Source organism: Streptomyces sp. NPDC006326, assembly GCF_040612915.1.
Taxonomy (GTDB): Bacteria; Actinomycetota; Actinomycetes; order Streptomycetales; family Streptomycetaceae; genus Streptomyces.
In genome coordinates this window covers 28,908-44,885 of sequence record NZ_JBEXRC010000057.1, presented here as the reverse complement: position 1 = coordinate 44,885, position 15,978 = coordinate 28,908, and the positions used below count along the sequence as shown (strand labels likewise).

The following is a 15,978-nucleotide window of genomic DNA, read 5'->3' as shown; positions in this document are numbered from 1 at the left end:
TCTAAAGCACAGAGATTGATGAGATAAGGGGCGGGGGCCGCGCGGGCGCGGCGGGGGGCCGGGCCCCCGCGCGCGCGGGCCCCCCCCCCCCCCCCCCGCCTCGTCCCCCGCGCCTCGTCGCTGCGGGTCACGGACCCAGCATGAGCAGCGCCCCGGACACCAGGGCGAAGACCAGGACGAACAGCCTCGTCCGGCGGGCGTCGAGCCGGTGGTGCACCAGCCTGCTGAGCCAGGCTCCCGCGGCCAGGGCCGGCAGCAGCAGCACGGCCTGGCCCAGCTGGGCCGGCGCTGCCCGGCCCGTCGCGAACAGCAGGGCCAGCGAGGCCACTTCGCCGACGAGGAAGCACACGGCGATCGTGGCCCGCAACTCGGCGGCCGGGCGGTGCTGGTAGACCAGGGCGAGCGGCGGCCCGCCGACCCCGGTCGCGGTCTCGGTCAGCCCGGTCACCAGTCCGGCACCCACGTACGCCCCGCGGGAGGGCGTGAAGGCCGGGGCGGCCAGGCTGACGAGCGCCGCCAGCACGGTGGCCGCCCCCACGAAGAGGCCGAGCCGCCCGGCGGGGATCGCCCACAGCAGCAGGAGCCCGCCGGGGGTGGCCGCGAGCCGCGCCCCGGTGATCCAGCCGGCGCCGCGCAGGTCGAGGCTGGCCCGCTCCCGCCAGGCGACGTACGCGTTGAGCGGGATCATCGACGCCAGGACGAACACCGGCACGAGGGCCGGGTCCAGCAGACCGGCCACCGGGGCGACGATCAGCGCGAACCCGAGTCCGCCGGCGCCCTGGACGAACGCCGCCACCGCGACCGTCACCGCCAGGACCACCAGGGCCTGCGTGGTCACCGTGCCACGCTCCGCCTGCCGCGGCGCTCCGCGCGGGCGGCGGAGGAGGTGGGATGCGTACGGGTCACCGCGGCCCGCCCCACGACGGCGCGGGCGAGTCCGGCCGCCCGCTCCACCAGGGCCGGCCCGTCCCAGTCGGGCGGCCATCCCTGCCACAGCCGCAGGCGGCCCGCGACGAACACGGCGCTGATCTGGTCCCGGTTGCCGCGCCGGACCAGCTCCCAGGGCAGGTCCCACGACAGCCGCAGCTCGGGCGTGGTGATGTCGACCAGCAGGAAGTCGGCGGCGGCCCCTTCGCTCACGGTGCCCGCACGGTCGGCGAGGCCTAGGACGTCGGCCCCGCCGCGGGAGGCGTGCTCCAGCCAGGTCCAGCCGGCCCCGCAGGAGGAGTCGCCGGAGGCGAGCCCGTAGGCCAGGCGCTGCGCGGTCTCGGCCGCGTCGGCCAGCCGGAAGGCGTCGCCGCGGGTTCCGTCCGTCCCCAGCCCGAGGCGGATGCCGCGCTCCGCCATGAGGGCCGCCGGGGCGACGGCGTTGCCCTTCCAGGCGCTGGCCACCGGGTTGTAGCTGACGGCGGTCCCGGTGTCGGCGAGCAGGGTGAGCTCGCCGGGGGTCAGGAGGGTGGCGTGGGCCGCCAGCAGCTGGGGCCCCAGGGCGCCCACGCGGTGCAGGTGTTCCAGGGGGCGCAGTCCGTGCGTCACCAGGGAGCGTTCGACGGCGACGAGGTGCTCGTTGGCATGGATCTGGACGACGGCGTCCGCTTCCGCCGCCAGGCGGGCGGTGGCGTGCAGGGTGCGGTCCGTCGCGGCTTCGGGGACGGAGACCGCGAGGGAGGGGTGGACCAGGTCGTCCGCGGCGTAACGGGCCAGGTGCTTCTCGGCCGCCGCGAGGACGTCGCCGCCCGGCGCACCGCAGTGCCCGGCGCCCGTGGCCCGTTCCGGGGCGGGGGCGTCGTTGCAGAGGAGGGCGAGCACGCAGCGGATGCCGGCGTCGCGCGTCGCGGACGCCACGGCCTCCACGTCCACGGCGGCCCGGGTCCCGGCGTCCGCCACGGTGGTGAACCCGCCGCGCAGCGCCTCCAGCGCCGCGAGCTTCGCCGCCACGTAGGCGGACTCCTCGTCCAGCGCGGCCTCCAGGGGCGCCCACACCCGGCGGAATATCTCCGAGGGTTCACCGAAGGCCAGCGCCGCCCCGAAGCTCTGGGTCAGGTGGTGGTGGGCGTCGACGAAGCCGGGCATCAGCGCGTGGCCGGGCAGCCGTACGGGCGTCAGCCGGGGGTTTCGGCGTTCCAGTTCGGCGGCGGGGCCGACCGCGGCGAAGGAGCCGTCGGCCACGACGACGGCATGGGCTTCGAGGGCCCCCTGGGGTGTGATCACCACCTCGGGTACGAACAGCCGCGGGCCGGTTCCCTGCAGGAAGGCCGGTGACAGGGTGTTGCTCATGGTTCTCTTTCCGCTGGAGGGGTTCACGAATGTGCGGGCCGGGCGTCGGCCGTCGCCGGATCGGGTACCGGGGCCGGCTTGCGCACGGGGCCCGGGCGGGTGTGGTGGAACAGGACGTTGAGCACGGCCGCGGTGAACGCCCCGACGGCGACGCCGCTTTCGAGGAGGATCCGGACGCCCGGGGGGAAGCCCGCGTACACGCCCGGGACCAGGATGGGGAGCAGGCCGAGCGCGAGGGCGACGGCGCAGACGAAGGTGTGGGTGTGCCGGTCGAGGTCGGCGCGGCCCAGCATCTGGATGCCGAGCACGGTGATCACGGCGAAGACGACCATGGCGGTACCGCCGACGACCGCCGAGGGCACCACGGCGATCACCCGGGTGACGGGGGCGAGGAAGCCGATGAGGATCAGCACGGCGCCGGCCGCGGCGGTGACGTAGCGGCTGCGCACCCCGGTCACGCGGACGATGCCGATGTTCTCGCCGCTGGTCACCATCAGCGGCAGCCCGAAGAAACCGCCGATGAGGGAGGCCGCGGCGTCACCCCGGATGGTCTTGGGCACGTCGGTGCGCCGGTCGATCTGCTTGCCCACCGCCTCGGCGTTGATCACGGTCTGGCCCGTGGCCTCGGCCATCGAGGCGATGCTGTAGAGCATCAGGGGCAGCGCGGCCACCAGGTTGAACTGGGGCGAGCCGAAAGGCAGCAGCTGGGGGGCGTTCAGCAGCGGGCCGTGGGCCGCCCGGCCGAGGTCGACGGAGCCGAGGGCGAAGGCGAGGACGGTACCGGCGACGAGGCCGAGCATCACGGCGAGCTGGCGCAGGATCCCGGTGAACAGCCGGTAGAACGCGACGGTGAAGCCGATCGTCGCCAGGCCCAGGGCGAGGTGCGTGGGGTCCGCGAAGCCGGGCTCCCCCGGTCGGCCGGTGACGAGGACCGCCCCGACCTTCACGAGGTTGACGCCGACGATGACGATCATCGTGCCGATGACCAGGGCGGGGAAGAAGACGAGCAGCCGGGAGAAGACCGGCAGTAACACGAAGTAGAAGGCGGCCGTGATGATCACGGCACCGGTCGCGGTGCGCAGCCCGTGCTGATCGGCGATGGCCAGGAACAGGATCAGCGGCGCGCCGCCGGGCAGCATGACGAACGGCAGCCGCGGACCGAACTTCCAGGGGCCGAGCGACTGGATGAGTGAACCGATCCCCGAGAGGACGAAAGCCGCGGAGAGCAGATTGACCGTCAGCCCGGCATCGAGCTTGAGCGTCGCGCTCATCAGGAAGATCGCCGAGATGGGGGTCGCGGCCATCACCAGGACGTGCTGGACGCCGAAGAGGAGGATCCTGCCCAGCGGACGGGCCTCGTCCACGGGATGGGGCTCGGGACGGGGTTCGGCTCCGGCCGGTGCGGGACGGGGTGCGGGACCGGATTCGGCTCCGGCCGGTGCGGAGGGGGACGTCGGCGGGGAAGAACGGCGGGACACGGGACGGGACCAGGGCACGTGCGAGCTCCGTTCGGCTCGTTCCGGATATGGCCACGGCACGGCCCGGGACGGGGGCCGCAACAGCGGGGCCAAATCGATTTGGCCGCCAGTATGTAAGGGTCTCTGGGGCACGTCAATAGACCCGGCAAGCGGGCCTGTTGTCCGTCCGCTTACGGCCGGCTCCGGCAGCCGGAGGCACCGGGCGGCGCCGACGGCCCTATTACGTCAACGGGTTGACGCGGGCCGGGGCGGGGTGACGGCGGCAGGTGAATAGACTTGGCTTCCATGTCGAAGCCTGACGAACTGCTCGTTGACATCGCCGCGCTCGTGGAGTCCGGGCAAAGCACTCAGATGTCCCTGACCGTGGTCGCCGGAGGAGCCGTCATCACCGGCCGGCTGGCGCCTGAAGCCGTGTGGCGGCAACGTGTGTCGGAGGTGCTGACGGACTCGGCCCGGCTGGGCGAGTTCTCCGGCATCTTCAGCGCCTCCACGAGCAAGGGCCGGCCGCCCACACACCTGCACTTCCACGTCGCGAGGATCCTGCAGGGCACGGTCGGGATCCCGGAGACCGGTGGCATGTACCGCGTGGCCATCGGGGACGTGAGCGCCTGGACCATGGGCGACTTCAGCTACTCCGACCACTGAACCGCCACCACGACCAGGACTGCCGGAGCCTGAGCCGGTAGACGGACCCTGCCAGGGCCGGTCCGGACCCCCGGGCCGGCCCTCACCGCCGCGGCCGCGCCGTCGGCCGGAGCATGCCGGGGAGCCGTGCTCCGCGCCCGGCGGGGTAAACGGTGGGTATGGACACCTCTTCGCGTTCCTCCGACGTGTCGGCAACCCCGCGGCGCCGAACCGGGATTCCGTGGTGGGGGCGGGTGGCCGCCGCCCTGGCGGCCCTGGTGGTGCTGTTCGTCCTCGTCGCCCGCTTCAGCCTGCTGCCCGGCTTCGGCGGCCTGTTCCGCGGGGACACCACCCGCGACCGCTCCGGTCCCGCGCTGCTCAAATCGATCCAGGACATGCACCGTTACGAGGGCGCCGTCGGGAACTTCCAGGTGGTCGTCGACCTGGAGAAGGACGCGGCCTTCCTCCCGGACGCGATCCGCGGGACCCGCACCCTGTACGTCGGCGCCGGCACGGTCGGCGGGTACGTCGACATGGGCGGGCTGGACGAGGGCAGCGTGACCGTGAACGGGGACCGCACCGAGGCCGCGATCCGGCTGCCGCACGCGGTGCTCGGCCCCGCCTCCCTCGACCCGGACCGCTCGTACGCCGTGTCGAAGCAGCGCGGCCTGCTGGACCGGCTCGGCGACCTGTTCTCCGACAACCCCGCCGGCGAACAGGCCGTGCAACGGCTGGCCGCGCAGCACATCGGCGAAGCGGCCCGCGACAGCGGACTCGCCGCGCGCGCCGAGGAGAACACCACGGCCATGCTCGACCGGCTGCTGCGCAGCCTCGGCTTCCGGCGGGTGACGGTCAGCTACGGCTGAGCCGGCAGCGCCCCGGCGATGGCGATCTGCTCCGGCTGGAGCCCCGCGGCTCCGTCCTCGATGTCCCACAGGGCGTTCTGCAGCACGCGGCCCAGCGTCCAGCGCGCGGCCCGCTCCCGGTCGAGGCCGAGGACCTCGGTCATGAGGTGGAACCGGCGGCGTACCGCCCGGGAGACGTCCGAGGCACCCGCGACGTCGTCCCAGCGGTTGCGCAGCGCGGGCAGCAGCTCGAAGCCGGGGTCGCCGGAGAGGGGTTTGGGGTCGATGGCCAGCCACGGCGAGCGTTCCGGGGAGTGCGCGGGCGTGCGTGCGAGGGGTGCGAGGACGTTGTCGTAGTGCAGGTCCCAGTGCAGGAGGCGGTCACCGGGTTCGTCCAGGACGTCCCGCACCGCGGCGGCGCAGGTGTCCAGCAGACGGCGCTCGGACGGGTCGGCCAGCCGGGCCCGTCCGCCGGGCACCCGGTCGAGCATGGCTCCCGCGATGTCGGCCAGGAGCGGCAGTCCCGCGGGGGCCGGGGCCGCCACGAGGCCTGCCAGCAACTCCGCCAGGCGCTGCAGGGCTTCGGTGGGATCGGGGACGGCTGCCAATGACCGGTCGGCGTCGAGGCGTTCCAGCAGCATCGTGCCGGACTCCGGATCGTGGTCGAGCAGGGCGACGGCGTGGGAACTGCCCCAGGAGCGGAGCGCGACGGGCTCCCCCCGGGTCTCGTCGTCGACTGGCTGCAGCTTGAGGACCGCCTGCGTGCCGTCCCGCCGGACCACCGGCAGCACGAGGGCGAGGGCCCCGTGCCGGGGCGGCCCGTCCGGGCGCAGGTCCCAGCGGGCCAGGTACGCCTCGGCCAGCGCGGGCAGACCGGCGGTCCAGGCGCGCCATGCTGCGCCCGGCATGGAGGAGGCCAGGGCGGCAGGGACCCGGACGGGGGGCGGGGATCCGATGGAGGTCACGGCGCCGTCATCCCGGAGGCAGTCCGCGCCGGCGCCGGGACAGCGTGATGAGCAGGAACGGAAGGCCCACCACCCACACCAGGCCGCCGATGACGATCACCCCGCTCCAGAAGGCCGAACCGCGGCCGGCATCACCGTCCGCCCAGGACAAAAGGAGGAACGGAGCCAGGACCAGGGCCGGGCCGACGACCCACCAGGCGGCGTACGTGGCGAGCACGTCGCGCCACCGCAGGCGGGTTCGGCCCAGCAAGCGGTAGGTGGTCGTCGAGGTGCTCCCGGCGGCCGTGCCCCGGGTGTAGGTCGTACGGCCGACCACCAGGTGATGGCGGCGCAGCGGGACGATCGGCATGGAGGCCACGACGAACCACTCGGTGGCGTGGTGGCTGCCGTCGGCGCGCGCACGGCTGAAGCCCAGGTATTTGGTGCCGATCCCGTTCCACGTGGACATCCGTGCTCCCCCCGCCGCATCCTGCTCCCACTCTAGGGAATCCGGGGGCCGCCCCGCAGGGGGTCAGGCGGTCCCGTGGGGGTTGACCGACGCGATGAGCAGGGCGATGTCGTCGTCGGCCGCGGCCGGGACGAGGTGGGTGAGGAGGCTGTCGCAGAGCCCTTCCAGGGACCGGACGGGCTGTGCGAGCAGATCGGTCAGTTCGCCGAGCCGCTCGTCGATGTCCGCGCCCCGGGCCTCGATCAGGCCGTCGGTGTACAGGACGAGCAGGGTGCCGGGGGCGAGGGTGAGTTCGGCGGTGGTGAAGGCCGTGCCGCCGCCGACGCCCAGCGGCAGGCCGGGCGGCACGTCCAGGACGCTGACCGTGCCGTCGGGGGCGACGCTCACCGGCGGGGGGTGGCCGGCGCGGGTGACCTGGCAGTGGCCGGTCGCCGGGTCGACCACGATGTACAGGAAGGTGGCGAGCATCGGCTCGGCCAGGTCCTCCAGCGCCGCCTCCAGCTGGTACAGCAGGTCGCCCGGGGCGAGGTCGAGGCGGGCGAGGGCCCGCACGCTGGCGGAGAGCCGCCCCATCACCGCCGCGGCGGCGGTGCCGTGGCCCATCACGTCGCCGATGGCGAGGGCGGCGCGACCGCCGCCGAGGGGGGTGACGTCGTACCAGTCGCCGCCGACTTCGTTGACGTCGCTGGCCGGCAGGTAGCGGTGGGCGATCTCGATGCCCGGCGGCGCGATGATGTGCTGGGGCAGCATGCTGCGTTGCAGGACGGTGGCGGTGTCGTGCTCGCGGTTGTAGAGGCGGGCGTTGTCCACGCACACCGCCGCCCGGGAGGCGAGTTCCCCGGCCAGGGACACCTCGTCCGGGGTGAACGGGCCGACGTGCCGGGTGCGGTAGAAGGTCGCCAGCCCGAGGACGACACCGCGCGCGAGCAGCGGGGTCATCATGAAGGAGTGCACCCCCTGCTCCAACAGCCGTTGCGGGATGGCCGAATGGCGGGCGGCCGGGGCGATCGTCTCCTCGTCGAGCTTCTCGATGACGAACGGGCTCCGGTCGCTGAGGGCCTGGCTGTACGGGGCGTTGGGCGGGAACGTCAGGGTGCGGCCCAGCGGGGCGAGGGTGGCCGTGATCTGCGAGCCGGTCAGCGGCGCCTTGCCCAGGCGGCGCAGTGCGGCGCCGCCGATCAGGCCGGCGCCGAGGTCGCCGCCGCCGGCCAGGCTGTCCAGGACGTCGACGGTGACCGCGTCCGCGAGGTCGGGCACGGCGACGTCGGCGAGCTCCTGGGCGGTGCGCTCCATGTCCAGGCTGGTGCCGATCTTGGCATTGGCCTCGTTGACCAGGGCCAGGTGGCGCCGGCCTGCTTCGGCTTCGAACTGGGCCTGCTGCTGGGCGGTGATGTCGATCAAGGTGGCGGTCAGGCCGATCGGACGCCGGTCGGCGTCCTCCAGCCGCACGTACGACCCCGACCACACGTGGTCGTGGTCCGGGTCGGCCGGGGTGCGACCGGTGCGGCGGTAGTCCAGGATCGGCTCCCCGGTGGCCAGGACCCGGCGCATCGCGCGCTCCATGTCGGCGCCGTTGACGTCCGGGAGGATCTCCACCAGGCGGCGTCCCACGTGCGCCGCCTGCGGCAGGCCGTTCATCGCCTCCAGGGCCGGGTTGACGCGCAGGAACCGGAGCTGGGTGTCGAGCACGGCGATTCCCACCGGGGAACGGGAGAACAGCCCGTCCCACACCGCCGAGGAGCCGCGGATGCGCCGGGCCGCCTGCGCGTCCACGGCGAACACCAGGACCGTCGTGCCGCCCCGGTGCCGCGCCGGGACGGGGCAGGCCCAGATCTCCAGTTCCAGCGGGCGTCCCTCGCTGTGCCAGGCCGTCACCGTCCCCATCACCCCGCGCCCGGTGGCCGCGCCCTCCCACAGCGACCGGCCGAGGGTCCGGTCCGCGCCGGGGTGGAGCAGCTCGGCTATGTGGCGGCCGAGTACGTCGTGCGGAGGGTAGCCCAGCAGGTCCTCCGCGGCATGGTCCCAGCGGACGATCAGCCCGTCGGCGCTCGTGGCCACGACCGCGACGGGCAGGGCGCCCAGCCATCCCCCCGCGTCCCTGGCCGCGCTGGTGGTCACGTCATCGAAGGGCACCTGCTCCATCCGCCGCACTTCCGACCCGTCGCCGCAACGGGCTGCTCGCGCGACCCGTCGCACCTGTCCCCCTCCCGTCAGTATGGGCACCGGTGGGCCGCCCCGGCATCAGGGACGGCCGGCGCCCCGCGGCGCCGGGGCCGTCCCGTTCCCGCGGAGCCGTCCCGTTCCCGCGGAGCCGGGCGGGCGGATCGCCTCACCCGACCGGGTGCGCCCGTTGGCCGCCGGGCCGCGCGCCCGGCTTGCTGGACGGATGAGACAGCGATCACCGGGTGCCTCCCGGGAGCAGAGCCTGCAGACCCCGCGGGCCGCAGGACTGGCGGGGATCGTCTTCGCCCTCCTGTTGGCGGCGGCCATCGTGCTCGTCCGGACCGGGCTGCCCTCCGGGGCCGACGGCGACACCGTGGACCTGGACCAGAGCCAGCGCAACGCGGTGGCCACGGCGGTGGAACTCGTGCCGTTCGCCGGGATCGCCTTCCTGTGGTTCATGGGTGCGCTGCGTGCGCACACCGGCGAGAAGGAGGACCGGTTCATCGCCACCGTCTTCCTGGGCAGCGGGCTGGTCTTCGTCGCCTGCCTCTTCGGCGCCGCCGCGGCCTCCGGGAGCGTACTGGGCTCCGGGCAGCCGCAGGCGTTCGGCCGGCACCTCGCGTACGAGCTGCTCACGACGTACGGGTTGCGGATGGCCGCCGTCTTCGTCTTCGCGACCTCCGCCATCGGACGCAGGATGAGGGTCTTCCCCCGCCCCCTCAGCCTCGCCGGGATGGTGGCCGGCCTGGTCCTGCTGGTGGTGGGCTCCACCCTGCCGTGGTCCGAGCTGGTCTTCCCCGCCTGGGCCCTCGTCATCAGCCTGTACATCCTGCGGGCGGCCCGCCGTCCCGCGTGAGAGCGCGCCGCCGTCACCCCGATGGCCCGGGCGGACGGGCCGGCCCGGCCCGGCCCGCGCAGGATGGTCCGGGAGTCGAGGGGGCCACGGAAAGGACCGCACCTTGTTGAGGCTTGTCGTCGACCTGAACCGCTGCCAGGGATACGCGCAGTGCGCGTTCCTCGCACCCGATGTCTTCGCGATGCACGGGGACGAAGGACTCCTCTACGACCCCCAGGCCGAGGCGGCCCAGCGCGAACGCGTGGCCCAGGCCGCCGCCGCGTGCCCCGTCCAGGCGATCATGGTGGACACGATCGACCTGGACGCCCCCGCCGGCGCAGGGGCCGCCACCGCCCCCACCACGGCGGCGCCCCATGCCTGACGGAAGCCTGGAGCAGCTCAAGCGCGAGGGCCGGATCGTCGTCGTGGGGGCCTCGCTGGCCGGGCTGCGCGCCGCCGAGACCATGCGGGAGAAGGGCTTCAAGGGTTCGCTGACCCTGATCGGCGACGAGCCGTACGAACCGTACGACCGCCCGCCGCTGTCCAAGCAGGTGCTGCTGGGCAAGGCCGGCGCCGACCACACCGCCCTCCCCCGGCGGCTGGCCCTGGACGCGGACTGGCGGCTCGGGGTTGCGGCGAGCGGGCTCGACATGACGGCCCGTACGGTCAAGGTGGCCGACGGCGACGAGGTTCCGTACGACCGGCTGCTGATCGCCACGGGCGTACGGGCCCGGCGCTGGCCGAACGAGGCGGAGGGGGAGCTCGACGGCGTCTTCGTCCTGCGCACCCGCGACGACGGCGCGGCCTTGGCCCGGCGGCTGGACGCCGGTCCGCGCCGGGTGCTGGTGATCGGCGCCGGATTCACCGGCTCCGAGATCGCCTCCGCCTGCCGGGAGCGCGGGCTGGCGGTCACCGTCGCGGAGCGGGGCGACGCGCCGCTCGTCGGCGCCCTGGGCGGGGTGATCGGAGCCGTCGCCGCCGAGCTCCAGCGGGAGCACGGCGTCGACCTGCGGACCGGGGTCATGGTCACGGCGCTGGAGGGCGACTCGGCCGGGCGGGTCCGGGCCGCGCACCTCTCCGACGGGACCACCCTGGAGTGCGACGTGGTCGTCGTGTCCCTGGGCGCCCAGCGCAACACCGAATGGCTGCTGGGTTCCGGGCTCGGGGCCGGTCCGCGCGGTATCGCCTGCGACGCCGGCTGCCGGGCGTTCGACATCCGGGGCATCGTCACCGACGACATCTACGTGGCGGGCGACGTGGCGCGCTCCCCGCACCCGCTGTTCGGCTACCAGTTCCTGTCCCTGGAGCACTGGGGCAATGCCGTCTCCCAGGCGGAGACGGCGGCCCACAACATGCTCAGCGAGAGCGCCGAACGGCGCCCGCACATCTGGGTGCCGGCCTTCTGGTCGTCCCAGTTCGGGGTGAACATCAAGTCCGTCGGCGTGCCGCCGATGGGCACGGAGATCATGATCACCCAGGGGTCGCGGGCCGAACGCCGCTTCACCGGGGTGTACGGGTACCAGGGCCGCGTCATCGGGGCGGTCACCTTCGACAACGCGCGGTGGCTGCAGTTCTACGAGGAGCAGATCGAGCGGACCGCGCCCTTCCCGCCGCCGTTCCCCACGGTCGACCGGCGCTCCGAAGGGCAGCAGCCGATGCCCGCCGACTTCCCCGACCCGTCCGTGCCCACGCACGGGCCGACCATCACCCTCAGCGGATATTCGCCGGCGGACCGGCGGATGACGTTCACCCCCGCCGGGCACTGACCCGCACGTCCTCGGAGGGCCCGCATGACGCAAGGCATCCTGAGCGAGATCCTGAACTACGCCAATCGCGCGAACCCCTATCCGCTGTACGAGGAGCTGCGCAAGACCCCGGTCCACCACGACGGGAACGGGCCGTACGTCATCAGCACCTACTACGAGATCCGGAGCCTGCTGCACGACCCGCGGCTGAGCTCGGACGCCCGCAACCTGGCGGCGACGGCCAAGGATCCGCTGGCCGAGGAGGCCGAGGAGGGGGCCGCGGCGCTGCCGCCGAGCTTCCTGAAGCTGGACCCTCCCGAGCACGACCGGCTCCGGCGGATGACGAACCGGCCCTTCGGCCCGCCGCACGCACCGCACCGGATCGACGGGATGCGCGGTGACCTGAACTCCATCGTCTCCGGCCTCATCGACAATCTCGGGGACCCCTCGGAGATCGACCTGGTCGACCAGTTCTCGTACCCGTTCCCCGTCACCATGATCTGCCGGCTGCTGGGCGTGCCGCGGGAGGACGAGGCGCGCTTCCACGTGTGGGCCGACACGCTCGCCGCGAGCCTCGACCCCGACCCCGACGCCGACCGCAGCGAGCGGGAGAAGACCACCCACGACGCCCGGATGCAACTGGGCATGTACCTGGCCGGGCTGATCGAGGAGCGGCGCAAGAACCCGGGCGAGGACATGCTCTCCCAACTGGCCACCGGGCAGGGGCCGGACGGTGCGATGAGCACCATGGAGCTCCTCAGCACCGCCGCCCTGCTGCTGATCGCGGGTCACGAGACCACCGTCAACCTCATCACGAACGGGATGCTCACGCTGCTGCGCAACCCGGACGTGCTGCGCCAGCTGCGCGAGACCCCGGGGCTCGTGGTGCCGCTGGTGGAGGAACTGCTGCGGTTCGAGCCTCCGGTTCAGCTGCTGCCGCAGCGCACTCCGCTCGTCGACATCGAGGTCGGCGGGGTCACCATTCCCAAGGGCTCCTCGATGTGGCTGATCCTCGCCTCCGGCAACCGGGACCCGCGGCGCTTCGCGGATCCGGACCGCTTCGACCCGTACCGCAAGGACGTCCAGCACCTGGGGCTCGGCAGCGGCATCCACAGCTGCTTCGGCGCACCGCTGGCCCGCCTGGAGGCGCAGACGGCCCTGAGCGAGCTGGCGCGCCGCCTGGAGAACCCCCGCCTGCTGGAGGACCCGCCGCCGTACCGGCAGAACGCGGTGCTGCGCGGGCCGCGCCATCTGCGGATCGCCTGCGACGGCATCCGCGGCTGAGCCGCGGTCCGCCCGCAGGGCGCATGTGCGGCTCCGCCGGTCACGGTCGACCGGCGGAGCCGCACGTGTGGCCGCTTCCGGCCTTTTGTGCGGAGCCGTTCACGGCCGTTCACGGCCGTTTCCGCGGGCGCGCAGCGCCGGGCGGCAGACGGATCACACCGCTGCGCGGACACGAGCGCATGGGCGGCTCACGGCGCAGCATGTGCGGGCGTACGGGCGTACGGGCGTGCGGGCGTGCGGGCGGGCTCAGAGCTCGCCGAGGAACCCCGGGTCCCGGCCGTCCAGTCGGCGGCCGGAGTCCCGGCCGAGCGCGAGCAGCTCTCTCATGGGAACGGGCCGGTGGCTGGCCGCCACGAGCTCTTGGCGGGCTTCGGCCGACCAGAGGAACGGCACCACCGATATGCCCTCGGTGCCGTGCAGCGTACGCGTCAGCTCGCGCCACCCGCTCCACCGCAACCCCGCGTAGAACTCTGCGGATCCGCCGCGCAGCAGCCAGGACAGCCAGGCCGGGTATCCGGCGCCGAGCGCCTCCCAGCGGAGCGAGTCCGGCGCGAAGTAGACCACCTCTCCCGGCTCACCGGGGCGACCGGCGCCTGCGGGACCGGGGCCGTTGACGGCGAAGACACCGCCCAGGACGTCGTGGGCCACGACGAGGCCGGTGATCGGCGTCCATTCGGGTTCGAAGGACCACGGGAAGCCGTTGACCTGCGCGAGGCCCGGGTGGCCCCGGGGATCGTCGGGGTGCGGGCTGCCGAAGACGCGGATCCAGCCGTCGTCCACGAGCACTCCGCCGGAGTGCAGCACCACGGCGCCCAGCCAGGACTGCGCGGTCACTTGGAGCTGGAGGAGCGAGGCGTGGGCCGGTTCGGCGGCGACGGGCAGGACCTCCACGGGCACCGCGGCCGTGGAGAACTCTTCCACGAGGACCGGCCAAGCCGGGTCCTCGACCTCGATCAGTTCGCTCAGTTCGCGCACGCCCACATCGTCGCACCGGCCGCCGCTTCCTGCCCGTCAGCCGGATCGCCCTGCTGCGGGGGGCGTTGAGGCGGAGCGGGCGGTGGGAGCGGCGTGCGGGCCTGCCCGGGAGCGGCCTTCAGTCGCGTCAAGGAATCCTTGACAACCCGATCATGTCAAGGTTTCCTTGACACATGCCGATCTTGAACGCGAAGGCGTCCCGCGAGAACGCCTCTTCCGACAACTCCTGCACAGCCCTCATCCCCTTGACCGCCGGCCTGCCCGCCCTGACGGCGCTGTTCGCCGACCGGTTGGGCACGGCCGCCTGGGTCACGCTGGTCGTGGTGGAACTCGCGCTGATCGCCGCCATGGCCGCGCTGGCCACCCGCGGCGCCGCCCGGGCGCGCCGCGACGAGGAAGTACTCGACGCACTGGAGCCCCTCTCCGGCGTACGGCGATGAGCGGCGAGCCGCTGCTCGGCCCGCAGGAGGCCGTCCGCATCCGCGAGGGCATCGCCGCCGCCGTCCTCGGCGCCCCGGAAGGGCTGGCCGAGTCGCTGGAGCACGACGCCGACGGGTACCTGCGCCTGGTGGACGCCTCGCGGGTCGGTGCCGAAGAAGCGAGCCGGCTCCTGCGCGAGGCCGTCCAGGGGGCGCGGGCCGCCGGACACAGCTGGGACACCGTCGGCCGCGTCCTGGGAGTGAGCCGCCAGGCCGCCCAGCAGCGGTTCGCGGGCAAGGCCGCGGACGCCGCCGCATCCGGACCGGCCGCCGGGGGCGCGGGCTCGGCCGAGCGCCGCATCCTCAGTCCGGTGTCCGCGTTCACCGAGATGGCGGCCCTGGCCGAGGCCGGCCGCGACGGCTGGCACCTCGTCGGGTACGGTCCGCTCTTCCACGAGGTGGAGGCGTCCGACCACCCGTGGGAGCACTGCCGGGTGACCCTCGCCTCCGGCGGCCGGCACCGGCGGATGGAGGCGGAGGGCTGGATCCCCGTCGGTGCGGGCTGGTTCCCCTGGCGGTACTACAAACGGCCCCTCGGGACCACCAAGGAGCGCTGAGCCCCCCGTGTACTGGCTCACCCGGAGCGGCCCGCCGCCGCGCTCACGTCATGTCGCTGCCCTGTTGTCGGCTCCGAGATCGACGGCGCACGGACGCCCTGTGGGGACTAGTGCCGGGAGCGGCGCTGGCCGTTCTCGAAGTAGGCGGCCAGCCGGGGGTCGAGCGGGGGTATCCGCCGCGGGCTCCCTCCGTCGCGCAGTGACTCCGTCGCCCCGCATCCCGCGGCGACGGCCATCCGCGCGGCGACCGGCGAGGTGTCCGTCGCCCCGCCCTCGCGGACGAAGCGCAGGAACTCGTCGATCAGCAGCGGGTCCGCGCCGCCGTGCCCGCCCGGGTCCTCGGCCTGCGCGACCGTGTGGGTGGCGTCCGGCTCGGCCCGGTACGCCGAGCGCCGGGTGTTCCACACCCGTACCTCGCTCCCCGGGCCGTCGCCGAAGTTCTCCAGCCGTCCGGCGTCACCGATGACCGTGTAGTTGCGCCAGTAGTCGGGGGTGAAGTGGCACTGCTGATAGGCGGCGAGGACCCCGCTGCACAGGCGCAGGTTGATCAGGGACACGTCCTCGACGTCGATCACCGGGTTGAGGTCGCGCTGCGTGTGCGGCGGCCAGTGGCCCGTCTCGGTGTACCAGTCCTGCGTCTTGGGTTCGCCCGGGGCGCGGCGGTGCGGGTTGTCGCCGTAGACCATGAGGTCGCCGAGGGCCTGCACGTCCTGGGCGTACGAGCCCGCCAGCCAGTGCAGTACGTCGAGGTCGTGCGCGGCCTTCTGGAGCAGCAGGCCGCCCGTGTACTGCCGCTCGGCGTGCCAGTCCTTGAAGTACCAGTCGCCGCCGTAGCCGACGAAGTGGCGGATCCACACCGTCTTGACCTGCCCGACGGCGCCCTCCGCGATCAGCCGCCGCATCAGGCGGACCACCGGCATGTGCCGCATGTTGTGCCCCACGTAGAGCCGGGTGCCGGTCTCGTACGCGGTCCGCAGGATCCGGTCGCAGCGCTCCACGGAGATGTCGAGGGGCTTCTCGACGAAGACGGGCCTGCCGGCCCTGAGCGTGCGGCAGGCCAGTTCCGCGTGCGTGTGGTCCGGGGTCAGGACCAGCACCGCGTCCACGTCGGACGCGTCGACGACCTCGCGGTGGTCCGCACAGGTCCGGGCGCCCGGGAAGGCGGTGGCGGCGAGCGCCCGGGCCCGCGGGTCGGGGTCCGCGAGGGCGGTCACCGCCGCGCCGTGTCCGGGGCGGTGGGCGACGCGGGCGAGGCTGCCGCGCAGGCCGTAGCCGAGGACTCCGATCCGTACGTCCTGCATCA

Annotated in this window: 16 protein-coding genes; 8 read left to right on the top strand and 8 right to left on the bottom strand. The window is 73.8% G+C overall.

The genetic code is table 11. From position 1 onward, the window contains the following. Positions 1–127: 127 nt before the first annotated feature. From ABZ128_RS31390 to ABZ128_RS31380, 3 genes are read right to left on the bottom strand one after another with little or no spacing between them, the layout of a single operon-like run. Entirely contained in the window at positions 128–838 is a 711-nt protein-coding gene (locus ABZ128_RS31390) for a sulfite exporter TauE/SafE family protein (protein ID WP_356852763.1), read from the bottom strand. Beyond that, positions 835–2,277 carry an amidohydrolase family protein gene (locus ABZ128_RS31385; RefSeq protein WP_356852761.1) on the bottom strand — a complete coding sequence of 481 codons (1,443 nt, stop codon included), beginning with the start codon at positions 2,275–2,277 and terminating at the stop codon, positions 835–837. Before ABZ128_RS31385 ends, ABZ128_RS31390 begins: the two co-directional genes overlap by 4 nt. Before the next feature lie 23 nt (positions 2,278–2,300). Continuing rightward, positions 2,301–3,641, bottom strand: a complete 1,341-nt coding sequence (locus ABZ128_RS31380; RefSeq protein WP_356852759.1) for a uracil-xanthine permease family protein — start codon at positions 3,639–3,641, stop codon at positions 2,301–2,303. Between the two features lie 399 nt (positions 3,642–4,040). On the opposite strand from ABZ128_RS31380, the gene ABZ128_RS31375 reads away from it, so the two are divergent. Further along, complete coding sequence (locus tag ABZ128_RS31375; protein WP_356852757.1) at positions 4,041–4,400, top strand: hypothetical protein; 360 nt, start codon at positions 4,041–4,043, stop codon at positions 4,398–4,400. 158 nt (positions 4,401–4,558) lie between these two features. After that, positions 4,559–5,245, top strand: a complete 687-nt coding sequence (locus ABZ128_RS31370) for a DUF4230 domain-containing protein (protein ID WP_356852756.1) — start codon at positions 4,559–4,561, stop codon at positions 5,243–5,245. Here ABZ128_RS31370 and ABZ128_RS31365 read toward each other — a convergent pair. The 3 genes from ABZ128_RS31365 to ABZ128_RS31355 form a co-directional block, all read right to left on the bottom strand. Then, complete coding sequence (locus tag ABZ128_RS31365; protein ID WP_356852770.1) at positions 5,236–6,132, bottom strand: aminoglycoside phosphotransferase family protein; 897 nt, start codon at positions 6,130–6,132, stop codon at positions 5,236–5,238. The two genes, ABZ128_RS31370 and ABZ128_RS31365, sit on opposite strands and share 10 nt — an antisense overlap. Positions 6,133–6,196: 64 nt before the next feature. After that, a complete protein-coding gene (locus ABZ128_RS31360) occupies positions 6,197–6,637 on the bottom strand; it encodes a hypothetical protein (RefSeq protein ID WP_356852754.1) in 441 nt (146 codons plus the stop codon). 63 nt (positions 6,638–6,700) lie between these two features. Further along, positions 6,701–8,779 (bottom strand): SpoIIE family protein phosphatase, encoded by a 2,079-nt coding sequence (locus ABZ128_RS31355; RefSeq protein WP_356852752.1) that lies wholly within the window; start codon positions 8,777–8,779, stop codon positions 6,701–6,703. Positions 8,780–9,023: 244 nt separating this feature from the next. Here ABZ128_RS31355 and ABZ128_RS31350 point away from each other — a divergent pair, with 244 nt between their 5' ends. The 4 genes from ABZ128_RS31350 to ABZ128_RS31335 all read left to right on the top strand — a co-directional run bounded on the left by ABZ128_RS31350 (position 9,024) and on the right by ABZ128_RS31335 (position 12,664). Beyond that, positions 9,024–9,656, top strand: a complete 633-nt coding sequence (locus ABZ128_RS31350; protein ID WP_356852751.1) for a hypothetical protein — start codon at positions 9,024–9,026, stop codon at positions 9,654–9,656. 106 nt (positions 9,657–9,762) lie between these two features. After that, a complete protein-coding gene (locus ABZ128_RS31345) occupies positions 9,763–10,017 on the top strand; it encodes a ferredoxin (protein ID WP_356852768.1) in 255 nt (84 codons plus the stop codon). Further along, positions 10,010–11,401, top strand: coding sequence for an FAD-dependent oxidoreductase (locus ABZ128_RS31340; RefSeq protein ID WP_356852750.1), 1,392 nt, complete (start codon positions 10,010–10,012; stop codon positions 11,399–11,401). Before ABZ128_RS31345 ends, ABZ128_RS31340 begins: the two co-directional genes overlap by 8 nt. A gap of 24 nt (positions 11,402–11,425) precedes the next feature. Next, the gene (locus tag ABZ128_RS31335; protein ID WP_356852748.1) at positions 11,426–12,664 is read left to right on the top strand and encodes a cytochrome P450; all 1,239 of its coding nucleotides are present in this window, start codon (positions 11,426–11,428) and stop codon (positions 12,662–12,664) included. Positions 12,665–12,910: 246 nt separating this feature from the next. Here ABZ128_RS31335 and ABZ128_RS31330 read toward each other — a convergent pair whose 3' ends face one another. Further along, complete coding sequence (locus tag ABZ128_RS31330) at positions 12,911–13,639, bottom strand: DUF2625 family protein (RefSeq protein WP_356852747.1); 729 nt, start codon at positions 13,637–13,639, stop codon at positions 12,911–12,913. A gap of 173 nt (positions 13,640–13,812) precedes the next feature. Between ABZ128_RS31330 and ABZ128_RS31325 the strand changes: the two genes are divergently transcribed. Next, the gene (locus tag ABZ128_RS31325) at positions 13,813–14,079 is read left to right on the top strand and encodes a hypothetical protein (RefSeq protein WP_356852745.1); all 267 of its coding nucleotides are present in this window, start codon (positions 13,813–13,815) and stop codon (positions 14,077–14,079) included. After that, positions 14,076–14,675: a hypothetical protein gene (locus tag ABZ128_RS31320; RefSeq protein ID WP_356852744.1), complete on the top strand. Its 600-nt coding sequence runs from the start codon at positions 14,076–14,078 to the stop codon at positions 14,673–14,675. Before ABZ128_RS31325 ends, ABZ128_RS31320 begins: the two co-directional genes overlap by 4 nt. A gap of 107 nt (positions 14,676–14,782) precedes the next feature. On the opposite strand, the gene ABZ128_RS31315 is transcribed toward ABZ128_RS31320, so the two are convergent. Then, complete coding sequence (locus ABZ128_RS31315) at positions 14,783–15,976, bottom strand: Gfo/Idh/MocA family oxidoreductase (protein WP_356852742.1); 1,194 nt, start codon at positions 15,974–15,976, stop codon at positions 14,783–14,785. Positions 15,977–15,978 lie beyond the last annotated feature (2 nt).